This is a genomic window from Globicatella sp. HMSC072A10, from assembly GCF_001811625.1.
Taxonomy (GTDB): Bacteria; Bacillota; Bacilli; order Lactobacillales; family Aerococcaceae; genus Globicatella; species Globicatella sanguinis.
Genome location: NZ_KV805699.1, coordinates 1 through 14,093, shown reverse-complemented (window position 1 = coordinate 14,093; position 14,093 = coordinate 1). Strand labels below are relative to the sequence as shown.

The following is a 14,093-nucleotide window of genomic DNA, read 5'->3' as shown; positions in this document are numbered from 1 at the left end:
CAAGATACTCTGATATAGGACGCTTACAATACACACATATTTTAACCTTGATTCAAAACGCCTCGGACCCACAAAACGCTTTATCAATGAAACAATATATGCGCAATCAATTTGAATTTTTGGGCGTCAAGACACCTGCAAGAAAAGCGCTTATTAAAGAATTTATTCAAAATGAAAAAGCAACTCAAACAATCGATTGGCAATTTGTGAACGATTGTTATGATAGTCAATTTCGTGAGCTACATTATGTCGCATTGGATTATTTACAAGCAATGGCCAAATGCTTAGCATATGATGATATTTCTAACTTATATCACTTGGCTAAACAACATCAATGGTGGGATACCATTGACCGTTTAGATCGTTTAATCGGTAATATTGGGCTAACGGATAATCGGGTCGATCATTTAATACTTGTTTGGTCAAAGAATGAGGATATTTGGCTTAGACGTTTAGCCATCGATCATCAAATTGGACGTAAAGATAAAACAAATACGGAATTGTTAGTCGCAATCATTTTAAATAATTTAGGAAGTGATGAATTCTTTATTAATAAAGCGATTGGTTGGAGTCTCAGAGAGTATGCTAAAACCAATCCCCAGTGTGTACGTCAATTTTTAGCTGACTATCAACATCAGTTATCTGCATTATCCTATCGTGAAGCAAGTAAGCATTTAAATTAGAAAAAGCCTTAACCAGAAGTAAGTTGTTATATACAGCAATGAGTGAAAAGGATTCAGCAATTAAATTAGACTAAAAATCATCGTTAGAAACAAGTAACTGCACGATGGTGTTCTAAAGTAAGCAATTTAACCTATCATTCCTATCATGATAGACGAAATATCAATGCGCTGTAATACTTGATAGACCAAGTATCAATGTTTTGTAATTTTCTTATTGTTCATATCACAAATGTGCCATGAATTGATAACGATAGTTGAATTTGGGAAAAGATTGAAAGACCAATAAAATTTAGTTACAATATATTTATGAATTTAAGGAGGCGTTCACATGTCTGTTTTAGAAATTAAAGATTTACATGTCAGAATAGAAGACAAAGAAATATTAAAAGGTGTGAATTTAACACTTAATACCGGTGAAATTCATGCAGTAATGGGGCCAAATGGTACCGGAAAATCAACCTTAGCAGCCGCAATTATGGGTAATCCTGCATTTGAAGTTACTCAAGGTGAAATTTTGCTTGATGGCGAGAATGTATTAGAGATGGAAGTTGATGAAAGAGCGCGTGCCGGTCTATTTTTAGCAGTTCAATATCCAAGTGAAATTCCTGGAGTGACCAATGCTGAATTTATGCGAGCAGCGATCAACTCACGCCGAGCTGAAGATGATAAGATGGACGTGCGGACCTTTATTAAAAAACTAGACGAAAAAATGGCCTTATTAGATATGCCTGAAGAAATGGCAGGGCGCTATTTGAATGAAGGATTTTCTGGTGGAGAAAAGAAACGTAATGAAATTTTACAATGCTTAATGATTGAGCCAAAATTTGCGATTTTAGATGAGATTGACTCTGGATTAGATATTGATGCTTTAAAAGTTGTTTCTAAAGGTGTTAATGCAATGCGTGGTGAGCAATTTGGTTCCTTAATCATTACTCACTATCAACGTTTATTAAATTATATTGAACCAGATGTCGTTCATATTATGATGGACGGAAAAGTTGTCATGACCGGAGGACCTGAATTAGCACAACGCTTAGAAGCAGAAGGTTATAAAGGGATTAGTGAAGAATTAGGTCTAACGTTAGAAGAGAAAGAATAGGAGTGAATTTAATGTCATTAAATGAATTACACTCACAATATGAATTATTACCTTATGCTTATGAATTACCAGAATGGTTTACCAAATTACGTGATGAAGCAGGTGAAAAGTGGGCATCATTAGCACTGCCAATAATTGAGCGCACTAAATTTCATCGTTGGCCATTATTTAACACTAAAATTGCCGATGTTGAAGCAATGATGGATCCCTTAACTTATGGAACAGCCGCAGCGTTAGAATTGGCTGAAGCAGAAGGTGCCAAAATTGTTCAGGCAGGCAATAGTACCATTATGGAGAGCTTACCAATAGACTTAAAAGAACAAGGCGTTATCCTAATGGATTTATTTGAGGCGATGGTCGAGCATCCTGATTTAGTCGCACAATATTTCGGTACCGTCGTTGAACATCATACGGATAAAGTGGTTGCTTATAACACGGCACATCTCAATGGTGGATTGTTTGTATATGTGCCCAAAAATGTTGAAATTGCATTACCAATCGAAAGCATTTTAATGGCCGATGCACGTTATCAACAAGCCTTTAATAAACGAGTCTTAATTGTTGTCGATGAGAACAGTTCAGTTGATTACTTAGAGCGTGTCCAAGCTGAAGGTGAAGCAACCTTTAGTACAACTATCATTGTTGAAGCGATAGTCAGAGCAGGAGCTCGTTTAAAATATATGGCTATCGATACCTTACCACAAAATACCCATGCTTATATTAAACGCTATGCAAGGACTGAACGTGATGCTCATATCGATTGGGCGATTGGAGAAATGAATGATAGTAATGTTATTTTAGATTTGGATACTTATTTAGATGGCAATGGATCTGAGTCACAAGTTGCGATTGTCGGTATTTCTTCTGATAAGCAAGTTCAAGCCATTGATTCAAAAGTTGTTAATCGTGGTCACCATACGATTGGGAATATTTTCCAACATGGCGTCATCCTAGACCGTTCGACCTTAACCTTTAATGGCATTGGTTTAATTGAAAATGGCGCCAAACATGCTGATGCGCAGCAAGAGAGTCGCGTTTTAATGTTATCAGATAAAGCACGCGGAGATGCCAACCCCATTTTATTAATTGAAGAGTTTGAAGTGACCGCAGGCCATGCCGCAAGTATTGGACAAGTCGATGAACAACAATTGCATTACTTAATGAGTCGTGGTTTAACAAAAGAAACAGCAGAATATTTAGTCATACGTGGATTTTTAGGACCGGTTATTTTAAGTATGCCTTCACAAAAAGTACGTGATGAATTAATGGAAGTCATTGATCATAAATTAATGAGTATTAAGGCAGATGATTTAAATGATTAATCCAATACGTCAACAATTCCTGCTTTTAAATCAAACGGTAAATGATGAACCGTTGATTTACTTTGATAATGCAGCCACTACCCAGAAGCCGCAGGCCGTATTGGAGGCAATGATGCGCTATTATCAAGCGGACAATGCCAATATTCATCGAGGTGTTCACACCTTAGCTGAAAGAGCGACCACTCAGTATGAAGCGATTCGAACGAAAGTTGCTCAATTTATCGGAGCTAAAGAAACGAATGAAATTATTTATACAAGTGGGACAACGGCGAGTCTTAATTTTTTAGCTCGTAGTTTGGTGGAACCATTAATGACAGCCGGCGATATTATTTTAACCACGACCTTAGAGCATCATTCAAATTTTGTACCTTGGCAAGCGGTTTGCCAAAGAACAGGCGCCAAATTAAAAATGTTGCCTTTAACCGAGGATTTTACTGTTGATTTGGCTCAATTGCATCAAGTAGAAGCGTTAAAATCCGTTAAAGCTTTGGTAATCCAACATGTTTCCAATGTGTTAGGCGTTGAACAACCTATTCGACAATTGACTGAGTGGGCACATCAACATAATATCATCGTGGTAGTGGATGGTGCCCAAGCTGTCGCTCATCAAAGTCTAGACATTGAAGTCTTAGGTGTCGACGCTTATTGTTTTAGTGGTCATAAACTATATGGACCAACAGGTATTGGAATTTGCTATCTCAATCGTCGTCATCATGAAACATGTCAGCCATTCTTTTATGGTGGAGAAATGATTCATTATGTCGGGGATGAAACAAGTAATTATAAAGAAGCACCTTGGAAATTTGAAGGAGGAACACCACCGATTGCGGAAGTCATTGGATTAGGTGCAGCGATTGATTGGTTAAACGACATTGGCATGAAACCTTTACAAACTCATGTCCAACAGCTAACTCAACGGTTAACACAGGGGATGTCTGAAATCGATGGCGTGACCGTCTATCACCAAGGTCAAAATGGTATTTTTAGTTTTAATATTGAAGGAGTTCATCCGCATGATGCGGCGACCGGTTATGATATGGAAGGGATTGCTGTTAGAGCTGGCCATCATTGTGCGCAACCTTTGATGCGCTATTTAGGTGTTCATGCGACGCTAAGAGCCAGCTTAGCCGTTTATAATACGGAAGCAGAAGTAAACCATTTTATTGAAGTAACGAAAAAGGTAAAGGAGTTTTTTAATGGGCCTATCTAATTTATCTCATTTATATCGAGAAGTGATTTTAGATCATGCACAACATCCTCATCACCATTATGCTTTAGACGATGCAACCCATCACATGGAATTATTAAATCCAACCTGTGGTGACGCGATTATGGTGCAAATGGTAGTGAAGGATCAGGTGATTGAAGAAGTGGCTTATACTGGACATGGATGTTCGATTAGTATGGCCAGTGCGAGTATGATGACCGAGGCTATTAAAGGACTTACTATTGATAAAGCCTTAAAGTTAATTGACGTTTTTAATCAATTGGTAAAAGGAGAAACCATTGATGAACAATGGGAGATTGCCTTAAAAGATGCTTATTTCCTTGAAGGAGTTAAACAATTTCCTGCACGTTATAAATGTGCGGTATTAGCTTGGAAAGCTGCAGCAGGGGCAGTCGACCCACAGAAAGAGAGTGATTTAGATGACTGAAGTAGTAAGAGAACATGAAGTGCCAGTCGTGGATGACTATGCTTATGGTTTTAAAGACAATGCAGAAATCATTTTCTCAACTGGAAAAGGTTTAAATGAACAAGTGGTACGCACCATTTCCAAAGAAAAAAATGAACCCCAATGGATGTTAGACTATCGCTTAAAAGCTTTAGATGCCTATTATAATGCTAAAAAAGTTAATTGGGGACCTGATTTATCTGGCTTGGACTTTGATGATATTACTTATTATCAAAAAGCCACTAATAAACCAGCGAGAAGCTGGGATGATGTCCCTGAAGAAATCAAAAATACCTTTGAACGACTTGGTATACCTGAAGCTGAACGTGCCTATTTAGCAGGAGCGGCCGTGCAATACGAATCAGAAGCTGTTTATCATAATTTAAAAGCCGAGTTTGATAAACTAGGTATTTTATTTACTGATACGGATACAGCTTTAAAGGAATATCCAGAAATTTTTAAAGAACATTTTGGAACGGTAGTACCGCCCACTGATAATTTTATAGCGGGATTAAATGGAGCCGTCTGGAGTGGTGGAACATTTATTTATGTTCCTAAAGGCGTAAAATGTGATATTCCATTACAAACATATTTTAGAATTAATAATGAAGGAACCGGACAATTTGAACGGACTTTGATTATTGTCGATGAAGGTGCCAGCATTCACTATGTTGAAGGTTGTACCGCACCGACTTACTCAACCGCTTCTTTACATGGTGCAGTGGTGGAAATTATTGTCAAAAAGGATGCCTATTGCCGTTATACCACCATTCAAAACTGGTCTCATAATGTTTATAATTTGGTAACCAAACGTTCGGTTGCCCATGAAGGCGCGACAATGGAGTGGGTTGACGGTAACCTTGGTGCACAAGTGACCATGAAATATCCAAGTGTATACTTACAAGGTCAAGGGTCTCGTGGTACCGTCATGTCTATTGCCTTTGCTGGAGCGAATCAAATTCAAGATGCCGGTGCCAAAATCTATCATAATGCACCGAATACGTCGAGCTCAATCGTTTCTAAATCGATTGCGAAAGATGGTGGTAGTGTCAATTATCGTGGACAAGTATATTTTGGTAAAAATTCACAAGGATCTATGTCGCATATTGAATGTGATACGATTATTATGGATGAAAAATCAAAATCAGATACCATTCCATTTAACGAAATTCATAATGGCCAAGTGGCTTTAGAACACGAAGCCAAAGTATCGCGCATATCAGAAGAACAATTATTCTATTTAATGAGTCGCGGTTTATCAGAAGCAGCTGCTACTGAAATGATTATCATGGGATTTGTTGAACCGTTCACCAAAGAATTACCGATGGAATACGCTGTTGAATTAAACCGATTGATCAGTTATGAAATGGAAGGTAGTGTGGGGTAGAAGGACGGTCTATCCAGTCTCTTTATTTATAACTAGCTCTTTTAACGAAAATCATTATAGTAAACCGATACGTTAAGATACTAATTTTTGTCTTAGTAAATTGTAACGCAGTCATCAATTAAAGTGTTTAAACTTTCATCTCTGAGCATATTATTTCACATATTCATCATAAGGTAGTATAGTAGAAGTATGCTATAAAACAAGGAGGAAATGAATATGTCAAAAGAAAAAAATGAAGCGAAATTAGATAAAGTATCTGGATCAGTAAAAGAAACTGTCGGAAAAGTTACCGATAATGAAAAATTACAATCTGAAGGCGTTGCTGAAAAAGTTAAAGGTGCTGTTAAAGAAGGCATTGAAGATGTAAAAGATACTGTAGAAGGAATTAAAGAAGGTTTATCTGACAAAGAAGATAAATAAATTAATTAAAAGATTGGGCTCTAGGGTCCGATCTTTTTTTGTTTGATAGGGAAAATAGCATGGAATTTGAGAGCCAACGTCTAATATTGATGGCTCTTTGTCAAATGGTTGGGTTTACTGAGAAAAATCTGTCCACCAACACCTTTAAAACAATCCTATATTTATAATAACCATTCCATTTTACCTATGTTCAAATAGATGTTAGAATAGTATCAGATGAATAAAAGGAGATTTCTTATATATGACTTATGCATTGGAAATATCGGATTTAAAGAAGGTTTATGATACAGGAGTACAAGCACTCAAGGGGATTGATTTAAAGGTCTCTGAGGGTGATTTTTATGCGTTATTAGGGCCTAATGGTGCTGGCAAGTCGACGACTATCGGTATTATTACTTCGCTAGTCAATAAAACTTCTGGGACGGTAAAGGTTTTTGGATATGATATTGATACTCAGTTAGAAAAAGCGAAGCAACAAATTGGCTTGGTACCACAAGAGTTCAATTTTAATCCATTTGAGACTGTCCAACAAATTGTGGTCAATCAAGCAGGTTATTATGGCGTGCCTCGTAAAGAAGCCTATAAGCGCAGTGAAAAATATTTGAAACAAGCAGATTTATGGGAAAAGCGTGATGAAAAAGCGCGCATGTTATCAGGAGGGATGAAGCGTCGTTTAATGATTGCTAGAGCCTTGATGCATGAACCCAAACTATTGATTTTAGATGAACCGACCGCCGGGGTTGATATTGAGTTAAGAAGAGGGATGTGGCATTTCTTACAAGAGTTAAATGCTAATGGCACCACCATTATCTTAACGACTCATTATCTTGAAGAAGCCGAGATGTTATGTCGTAATATTGGCATCATCCAAGCGGGCCAACTAATTGAGAATACCAGTATGAAAGCATTATTATCAAAATTACAGCATGAAACGTTTATCTTTGATCTAGATATATCGCAACAACAACCTCAGTTAGCAGGCTATGCATATCAATTTGATGGTGACCAAACCTTGGAAGTCGAAGTTGAGCGCAATCAAGGGGTTAATGATATTTTTACTCAATTAACAAAACAAGGCATTAAGGTACTGTCGATGCGAAATAAATCGAATCGTTTGGAAGAGTTATTCCTGAAAATTACCGAAGAGAAACTTCAGACGGAGGATCAACATGTTTAGTTTATATTTTACAGCATTAAAAAGTTTAGTGATGAAAGAAACCAATCGTTATTTGCGAATTTGGGTACAAACATTAGTTCCACCTGTCATTACCACTTCGCTTTATTTTATAATCTTTGGAAAAATGATTGGTGGACGTATTGGTGAAATGGGAGGCTTCAGTTATATGGAGTTTATTGTTCCAGGATTGATAATGATGTCATCTATTACTAGTTCTTATGCCAATGTTTCCTCATCATTCTTTTCTCAAAAATTACAAAAAAATATTGAAGAATTATTAGTAGCCCCTGTACCCACTCATGTTATCATTTGGGGATTTGTATTAGGAGGGGTTGGACGGAGTTTAATTGTTGCTTCATTAGTGACCATGGTGTCATTATTCTTTGTACCACTGCATGTTCATTCTTGGCTAGTTGTAGTGATGACCATTTTAATGACCGCCATTTTATTTTCTTTAGCAGGTTTAATTAATGGTGTGTTTGCTAGAAGTTTTGATGATGTCTCGATTGTGCCAACGTTTGTACTACAACCCTTAACTTATTTAGGTGGAGTGTTCTACGCCATTTCAATGTTACCGCCGTTTTGGCAAGCCGTTTCGAAAATCAATCCAATCGTTTATATGATTTCAGGTTTCCGTTATGGTTTCTTAGGGATAGGCGATGTACCGATAGCGATGTCGGTTACCATTTTAATCATTTTTATCGCGGTACTGTATTCATTAGCATATTATTTAGTGGATCGTGGTATTGGCTTACGTAGCTAATTTAACCAGTACAATAGTCAAATCCAACCTAAAAGAGCACAATATAATTTAATCTCCCTTGTTTACCACTGTAATAAATGATAGCAAGGGAGATTTTTTTCAAATGAGGTGAACGTACAGAGAAAATTCAGTCGACTCACATCAAAAAGTATTGAGTTCTTTTATTTCATTAATTTTACGAAGATGAAGGTGAGTACTCCCGTTAATAAGATAGCCAAAATCATCCAAATGATAAAGAGAGTTTCATATTTTAAGGTCGTTAAAAATAAACCGACTAATCCCATTGAGAAAAAGGCTGAAATGAGAGCTTTAATAATTTTAGTATCTTCAAGGTTTAACCAAACTTTTAGTTCATGGCGAAAATAGACCAAATAACCAGCGATAATCAACATTAAGAGGGGAAAAGCAAAATATAAAACCGTTAATATCATATAGTACTCCTTTAATTTCATTTATAAAAAAAGCTGGCTCGCGCCAGCTAATAAGAATATCCGAATATGCCGTCAAGGCGTACACATGTAATGAACCCGCAAGTAACTGCAGGTGGGCTTCAAGAAAATCCTTCCTGACTTCCAAGTGTAAAAGGGTTGTCATTCCAGACCTTCAGTAGAATCCCTATATAATAATAAAGTGTTCGGTTCGCACGATGTGTAAACAACGTACACTTCAGATATCTCATCTATGACTATATTATAGCACTAAATGTTTTATAAATAAAGCGTTTTGCAAAAATATCATTATTAAACCGCAATCAATCGCGTTATATCAAGCTTTATCGCAAAAAAAAATTGCTTTTTGTGAGGTGCTTTAATGTTTTATTGCTTTAAAATGGGGCAATTAGATATTATAATTCAACCTAATTTAAAAGCATTTTCAGATCAAAAGCGTTACTATATTATTTTTCACAATTGGGCAGAGGCTGGACATAAACTTGATAAATTTAGTCAAAATTATTGTTCGTTTATTAACAGCGCAGGGGTTGAGTGGCCTCAAACTGCGTCTTTCGACTTGCTTAAGGCCTACTCAACTGTGCGGGGGTGGACAGACGAAGGAAAATTTATTCAATTTCTACTTCTGGTCCACTCCCACTTGAAATTATGATTGACTTTTTATTTTTTTATAGACATTAGCAAGGGCTTCTTCATATTTACCAGTTGGATCTGGTTTGAAGTATTGTTTACTTTTAACATTATCTGGTAAATATTGTTGTAAGACCCAATGGCCAGGATAGCTATGAGGATATTTATATTCAACACCACGACCCAATTTAGCTGCTCCGCTATAATGAGCATCTCTCAAGTGATCAGGAATGGGGCCAATATTACCACTGCGAATATCAGCGAGCGCACTGTCTAATGCCACCATTGTGGTATTGGATTTTGGACTTAAGGCAAGTTCTACAGTCGCAAAGGCTAATGGAATACGTGCTTCTGGTAAGCCTAATTTTTCTGCGGCTTCAACAGCGGCCACTGTTCTTTCAGTTGCTTGTGGGTTACCTAAGCCAATATCTTCATAAGCAATGACCAATAAGCGACGACAAGCAATAATTAACTCGCCAGCTTCCAGTAAAATCGCTAAATAATAGAGGGCAGCATCCACATCACTTCCACGAATGGATTTTTGTAATGCTGAGATGGTATCATAATGAGCATCGCCGTCTTTATCATGAGCTAAACGTTTGCGTTGCAAGCATTCTTCAGCAATATCTTGAGTGATGATTACTTTACCGTCTTCATTCGCTTCTGTCGATAAAACAGCTAATTCAAGAGAATTGAGGGCGCTACGAATATCGCCATTGGTGACATGTGCAAAATGACGTAAGGTGCTGTCATCCATTTCAACTTGATAGTGACCTAAGCCCCGTTCTGAATCGTAAAGCGCATTGGTTAAGCCTTCAACAATTTCGTCACTCGTTAGTGGTTTGACTTCGAATATTTGTACGCGACTACGGATAGCGGGGTTAATGGATATATAAGGATTTTCAGTAGTGGCACCAATTAAAATCACTCGTCCACTTTCAAGATGGGGGAGTAGATAATCTTGCTTAACTTTATTTAAGCGATGTATCTCATCCAGTAATAAAATGACGGTGCCTGACATCTTTGCTTCTTCAACGACGACTTCGATATCCTTTTTGCTGTCAGTGGCGGCATTAAGGACGCGGAAGGCATGTTGCGTACTACCGGCAATGGCACTGGCGATACTGGTTTTTCCTGTGCCTGGAGGACCATATAAAATCATGGAAGTGAGTCTTTGAGCACGAACCATGCGATCAATAATTTTACCTGGTCCCACTAAGTGTTGCTGACCAATCACTTCTTCAATTTTTCGAGGTCTCATTCGGAAAGCTAATGGTTGAGACATGCTAATCCTCCTTTGTTTTTTATAAATTAATAACTCTATTTTAAAATATTTACTAAATTAAAGCAAAAGTCTTGGTTACATCTTTATTATATGTTATGATACTGAAGTTGTGAATACATTATGATATTCATTTGAATGACAAAAGGGTTTGAATATGTATTTTAAAGTTTGTTAGGATGTTATTTATCAAATGATTGATTCAATGATAAGGGTCCTTTAATTATCCATACACAAACAAATTGGAATGTAGTATAATAGACAATGTGATAAGGAGGAATGTGTCGTGATATATTTAGATAATGCCGCAACGACACCCGTTGATCCAGAAGTAGCAAAAGTTATCCATGAAGCTTTGTTGGAAAATTATTATAATCCATCAAGTGTTTATCAAGCGGGAAAGAAAAATAAACATTTAATTAATCAAGCACGCCAACAGATAAAAGAGCTGATTAATTTACCAAAAGCAGATTTATATTTTACCAGTGGGGCGACTGAAGCGAATAATTGGGCCATTCTGTCACAAGCAATGAAAGCAAAAGCACTAGGTTATGGTCATCATATTGTCGCTACGGCAATTGAACATCCATCAGTGTTAGAAGTGTTAAAGTATTTAGAGACTCAAGGTTTCGACATCACTTATTTAAAACCTCATGATTTAAATTATTCTGTTGAACAATTTATTGCCGCAACCACTCCACAAACAATGGGTTGGGTAGCCATGTTGGTTAACAATGAATTAGGTGCGTGTTTACCGATTGATGAACTTGGAAAAATTGCGAAAGACCATGTGAAATGGTTCCATGTTGATGCCGTTCAAGCATTTGGTCATGGTAAAGTAGATCTCGAGGCGTTAAATGCCACTTCTTATTCGGCCTCTGGTCATAAATTAGGTGCACCCAAAGGTATTGGCTTTTTAGCTTATCAACCATGGGATGAAAAAATGACGCTTCAGCCTTTATTGCATGGGGGTGGACAAGAAGCCGGGTTACGTTCTGGAACAGAAAATCTTCCTTATATTTTAGGGTTGACGAAGGCTTTTGAATTAGCAAACCAAGCTAATTTGGACACCGCTAGTGAATTAGCGAATTATTTAATGGCTCAACTCAAGCAAAAGGGCATTGAATTTGAACGTAATGGCGCTCATCAAGTACCCTATATTGTTAATTTATACTTTCCCAATATTGATGCAAGTCAGCTGTTAGTCCAAACTGATCTAGCTAATATCGCTATCTCAGCTGGAAGTGCTTGTTCAGCAGGAAGTCTAGAAGTAAGTCATGTTTTATCAGCTTATTATCCAAATGATGACAAGCGTCATCACCAAAGTATTCGATTATCATTTGGTAAACAAAACACCAAAGAAGAAATTGATACTTTTATCCAACAATTAATTAATTTAAAAGAAAGGACCAAACAACTATGGCATTCACAACAACCGCAACATTAAAAGGATTCAATCGTACATTTAGCATGAGCCCAGAATGTAAACCTTATACCTTAAGAGATAATGGTTTCATGGAGACTAAAGGTGGTAATTTTCAATATAAACGACCTTTAGATACAGAACATCGTAGAGGTTTAGTATTAAAAGTGACAGTAAAAAATGATTTGAAAACATTAAAAATCTCGACTGTTACGAGTAATGAATTAACTGCTGTTGATGTCTCAAAATTAGATAATAATGCGATGTTAGAAGAAAAAATTAACTTTATTTTTGATGGTTTTGTCGATCGAAATGTAATGATTGAACACAAATAACAATATAAATAGGAGGTCATGTGTTGACTGATAACAAAAATACACGCGTCGTAATAGGCATGAGTGGTGGCGTCGATTCATCGGTGGCCGCACTATTATTAAAACAACAAGGATATGATGTCGTCGGTTTATTTATGAAAAACTGGGACGATACAGATGATGAGGGCTATTGTACCGCAACGGAAGATTATGAAGATGTCGCAAAAGTTGCTGAACAAATTGGCATTCCTTATTATTCAGTCAACTTTGAAAAAGAATATTGGGATCGCGTTTTTGAATATTTCTTACAAGAATACCGTAATGGTCGTACGCCAAATCCTGATGTCATGTGTAATAAAGAAATTAAATTTAAAGCATTTTTAGATTATGCGATGGGATTAGGTGCGGATTATATCGCGATGGGGCATTATGCGCAAGTGGAAACAGATGAAAATGGTGTGGTTCATTTATTGCGTGGTAAAGATGCGAATAAAGACCAAACTTATTTTTTAAGTCAATTATCACAAGCACAATTGAAAAAAGCGATGTTCCCATTAGGTCATTTAGAAAAGCCACAAGTACGTAAAATAGCCGAAGAAGCTGGTTTAGCGACAGCTAAAAAGAAAGATTCAACGGGTGTTTGCTTTATCGGTGAACGTGATTTTAATGAGTTTTTAGCGAATTATTTACCAAACAAACCCGGAAAAATGATGACATTAGATGGTCGAGTAATGGGTGAACATATGGGATTAATGTATTATACCATTGGGCAACGTCAAGGTCTTGGAATTGGTGGCACAGCCGGTACTTCTAATGAACCATGGTTTGTTATTGGTAAAGACCAAACAACGCAAACCTTATACGTAGGTCAAGGTTACCATCATGATAATTTATATTCTGAATATTTAGAAGCAAGTGAAGTTCATTTTACAACTGATAATTGGACGGAAAAAGAATTTGAATGTACAGCTAAATTCCGTTATCGTCAAAAAGATATTAACGTGAAAGTGCAATTGGATGAATCAGGCTCTAAAGCGAAAGTTATTTTTGATGAACCAGTGCGTGCAGTAACACCAGGCCAAGCAGTTGTCTTTTATCGTAGCGAAGAATGTTTAGGTGGCGGCTTAATTGATGCTGCTTATATGAACGGTGAAAAACGTCAATATGTTTAAAATGAAAAGATAATAAAAGATAGAGTGAATCGTTATAGGTACGTTTAGTGACTATTGTGAATTCACTTTTTTTGTTTGTGATATTGAAGATATAAGGTTGACTGTATTTTGTTGGCTGTGTGCTTTTGGTTGTGAATAGAAGAAATTTCCCTGGTGATTAGGTATAGGTGTAAATTTTGGTTTTATTTCGCACTAACTTCAAGCGCTATGTTGCACTAATAGAACAAAAAAAGACTATTTCGCTAAATGAAATAGTCCTTTTTATTACTTATTTTGGATCTATAATTTTTAGTGTTGGT

General features: G+C 36.8%; 14 protein-coding genes and 1 other RNA gene. 12 read left to right on the top strand and 3 right to left on the bottom strand.

Annotated features, from left to right (window positions below; translation table 11 throughout):
• Window positions 1-14: 14 nt before the first annotated feature.
• From HMPREF2811_RS04590 to HMPREF2811_RS04550, 9 genes are all read left to right on the top strand, one after another.
• Window positions 15-683, top strand: coding sequence for a DNA alkylation repair protein (locus HMPREF2811_RS04590; protein ID WP_071408296.1), 669 nt, complete (start codon window positions 15-17; stop codon window positions 681-683).
• A gap of 328 nt (window positions 684-1,011) precedes the next feature.
• The gene (gene sufC, locus HMPREF2811_RS04585) at window positions 1,012-1,782 is read left to right on the top strand and encodes a Fe-S cluster assembly ATPase SufC (protein WP_066126087.1); all 771 of its coding nucleotides are present in this window, start codon (window positions 1,012-1,014) and stop codon (window positions 1,780-1,782) included.
• Between the two features lie 11 nt (window positions 1,783-1,793).
• Window positions 1,794-3,104 (top strand): Fe-S cluster assembly protein SufD, encoded by a 1,311-nt coding sequence (gene sufD / locus HMPREF2811_RS04580; RefSeq protein WP_071408295.1) that lies wholly within the window; start codon window positions 1,794-1,796, stop codon window positions 3,102-3,104.
• Window positions 3,097-4,314 (top strand): aminotransferase class V-fold PLP-dependent enzyme, encoded by a 1,218-nt coding sequence (locus HMPREF2811_RS04575; RefSeq protein ID WP_071408294.1) that lies wholly within the window; start codon window positions 3,097-3,099, stop codon window positions 4,312-4,314. The genes sufD and HMPREF2811_RS04575 overlap by 8 nt, the downstream gene beginning before the upstream one ends.
• A complete protein-coding gene (sufU, locus tag HMPREF2811_RS04570) occupies window positions 4,301-4,759 on the top strand; it encodes a Fe-S cluster assembly sulfur transfer protein SufU (protein ID WP_071408293.1) in 459 nt (152 codons plus the stop codon). The genes HMPREF2811_RS04575 and sufU overlap by 14 nt, the downstream gene beginning before the upstream one ends.
• Window positions 4,752-6,164 carry a Fe-S cluster assembly protein SufB gene (gene sufB / locus HMPREF2811_RS04565; RefSeq protein WP_071408292.1) on the top strand — a complete coding sequence of 471 codons (1,413 nt, stop codon included), beginning with the start codon at window positions 4,752-4,754 and terminating at the stop codon, window positions 6,162-6,164. Before sufU ends, sufB begins: the two co-directional genes overlap by 8 nt.
• Window positions 6,165-6,380: 216 nt before the next feature.
• The gene (locus HMPREF2811_RS04560; protein ID WP_066127030.1) at window positions 6,381-6,584 is read left to right on the top strand and encodes a CsbD family protein; all 204 of its coding nucleotides are present in this window, start codon (window positions 6,381-6,383) and stop codon (window positions 6,582-6,584) included.
• A gap of 241 nt (window positions 6,585-6,825) precedes the next feature.
• Window positions 6,826-7,761 carry an ABC transporter ATP-binding protein gene (locus HMPREF2811_RS04555; RefSeq protein ID WP_066127033.1) on the top strand — a complete coding sequence of 312 codons (936 nt, stop codon included), beginning with the start codon at window positions 6,826-6,828 and terminating at the stop codon, window positions 7,759-7,761.
• The gene (locus HMPREF2811_RS04550) at window positions 7,754-8,524 is read left to right on the top strand and encodes an ABC transporter permease (RefSeq protein WP_071408291.1); all 771 of its coding nucleotides are present in this window, start codon (window positions 7,754-7,756) and stop codon (window positions 8,522-8,524) included. Before HMPREF2811_RS04555 ends, HMPREF2811_RS04550 begins: the two co-directional genes overlap by 8 nt.
• Before the next feature lie 161 nt (window positions 8,525-8,685).
• Here HMPREF2811_RS04550 and HMPREF2811_RS04545 read toward each other — a convergent pair whose 3' ends face one another.
• The 3 genes from HMPREF2811_RS04545 to HMPREF2811_RS04530 form a co-directional block, all read right to left on the bottom strand.
• Window positions 8,686-8,955: a hypothetical protein gene (locus HMPREF2811_RS04545; RefSeq protein ID WP_071408290.1), complete on the bottom strand. Its 270-nt coding sequence runs from the start codon at window positions 8,953-8,955 to the stop codon at window positions 8,686-8,688.
• Between the two features lie 53 nt (window positions 8,956-9,008).
• Window positions 9,009-9,200, bottom strand: a non-coding RNA gene (gene ssrS / locus HMPREF2811_RS04540) — 6S RNA.
• Between the two features lie 419 nt (window positions 9,201-9,619).
• Window positions 9,620-10,888, bottom strand: a complete 1,269-nt coding sequence (locus HMPREF2811_RS04530) for a replication-associated recombination protein A (protein WP_071408288.1) — start codon at window positions 10,886-10,888, stop codon at window positions 9,620-9,622.
• A 283-nt stretch (window positions 10,889-11,171) separates the two neighbouring features.
• Between HMPREF2811_RS04530 and HMPREF2811_RS04525 the strand changes: the two genes are divergently transcribed.
• Genes HMPREF2811_RS04525 through mnmA form a run of 3 tightly spaced genes read left to right on the top strand, consistent with a single transcriptional unit; the run spans window position 11,172 to window position 13,794 of the window.
• Window positions 11,172-12,332: a cysteine desulfurase family protein gene (locus tag HMPREF2811_RS04525; protein ID WP_071408287.1), complete on the top strand. Its 1,161-nt coding sequence runs from the start codon at window positions 11,172-11,174 to the stop codon at window positions 12,330-12,332.
• On the top strand, window positions 12,305-12,643 hold the full coding sequence (locus HMPREF2811_RS04520) for a cysteine desulfurase (protein WP_071408286.1): 339 nt from the start codon (window positions 12,305-12,307) through the stop codon (window positions 12,641-12,643). Before HMPREF2811_RS04525 ends, HMPREF2811_RS04520 begins: the two co-directional genes overlap by 28 nt.
• A 23-nt stretch (window positions 12,644-12,666) precedes the next feature.
• Window positions 12,667-13,794, top strand: a complete 1,128-nt coding sequence (mnmA, locus tag HMPREF2811_RS04515; protein WP_071408285.1) for a tRNA 2-thiouridine(34) synthase MnmA — start codon at window positions 12,667-12,669, stop codon at window positions 13,792-13,794.
• Window positions 13,795-14,093 lie beyond the last annotated feature (299 nt).

Bases quoted from the DNA above. Each gene is read 5' to 3' on its own strand.
- HMPREF2811_RS04550 (WP_071408291.1), top strand. From the start codon at position 7,754: ATGTTTAGTTTATATTTTACAGCATTAAAAAGTTTAGTGATGAAAGAA.
- HMPREF2811_RS04520 (WP_071408286.1), top strand. From the start codon at position 12,305: ATGGCATTCACAACAACCGCAACATTAAAAGGATTCAATCGTACATTT.
- HMPREF2811_RS04545 (WP_071408290.1), bottom strand. From the start codon at position 8,955: ATGATATTAACGGTTTTATATTTTGCTTTTCCCCTCTTAATGTTGATT.
- sufU (WP_071408293.1), top strand. From the start codon at position 4,301: ATGGGCCTATCTAATTTATCTCATTTATATCGAGAAGTGATTTTAGAT.
- sufD (WP_071408295.1), top strand. From the start codon at position 1,794: ATGTCATTAAATGAATTACACTCACAATATGAATTATTACCTTATGCT.
- sufB (WP_071408292.1), top strand. From the start codon at position 4,752: ATGACTGAAGTAGTAAGAGAACATGAAGTGCCAGTCGTGGATGACTAT.
- HMPREF2811_RS04560 (WP_066127030.1), top strand. From the start codon at position 6,381: ATGTCAAAAGAAAAAAATGAAGCGAAATTAGATAAAGTATCTGGATCA.
- HMPREF2811_RS04575 (WP_071408294.1), top strand. From the start codon at position 3,097: ATGATTAATCCAATACGTCAACAATTCCTGCTTTTAAATCAAACGGTA.
- sufC (WP_066126087.1), top strand. From the start codon at position 1,012: ATGTCTGTTTTAGAAATTAAAGATTTACATGTCAGAATAGAAGACAAA.
- HMPREF2811_RS04530 (WP_071408288.1), bottom strand. From the start codon at position 10,888: ATGTCTCAACCATTAGCTTTCCGAATGAGACCTCGAAAAATTGAAGAA.
- HMPREF2811_RS04555 (WP_066127033.1), top strand. From the start codon at position 6,826: ATGACTTATGCATTGGAAATATCGGATTTAAAGAAGGTTTATGATACA.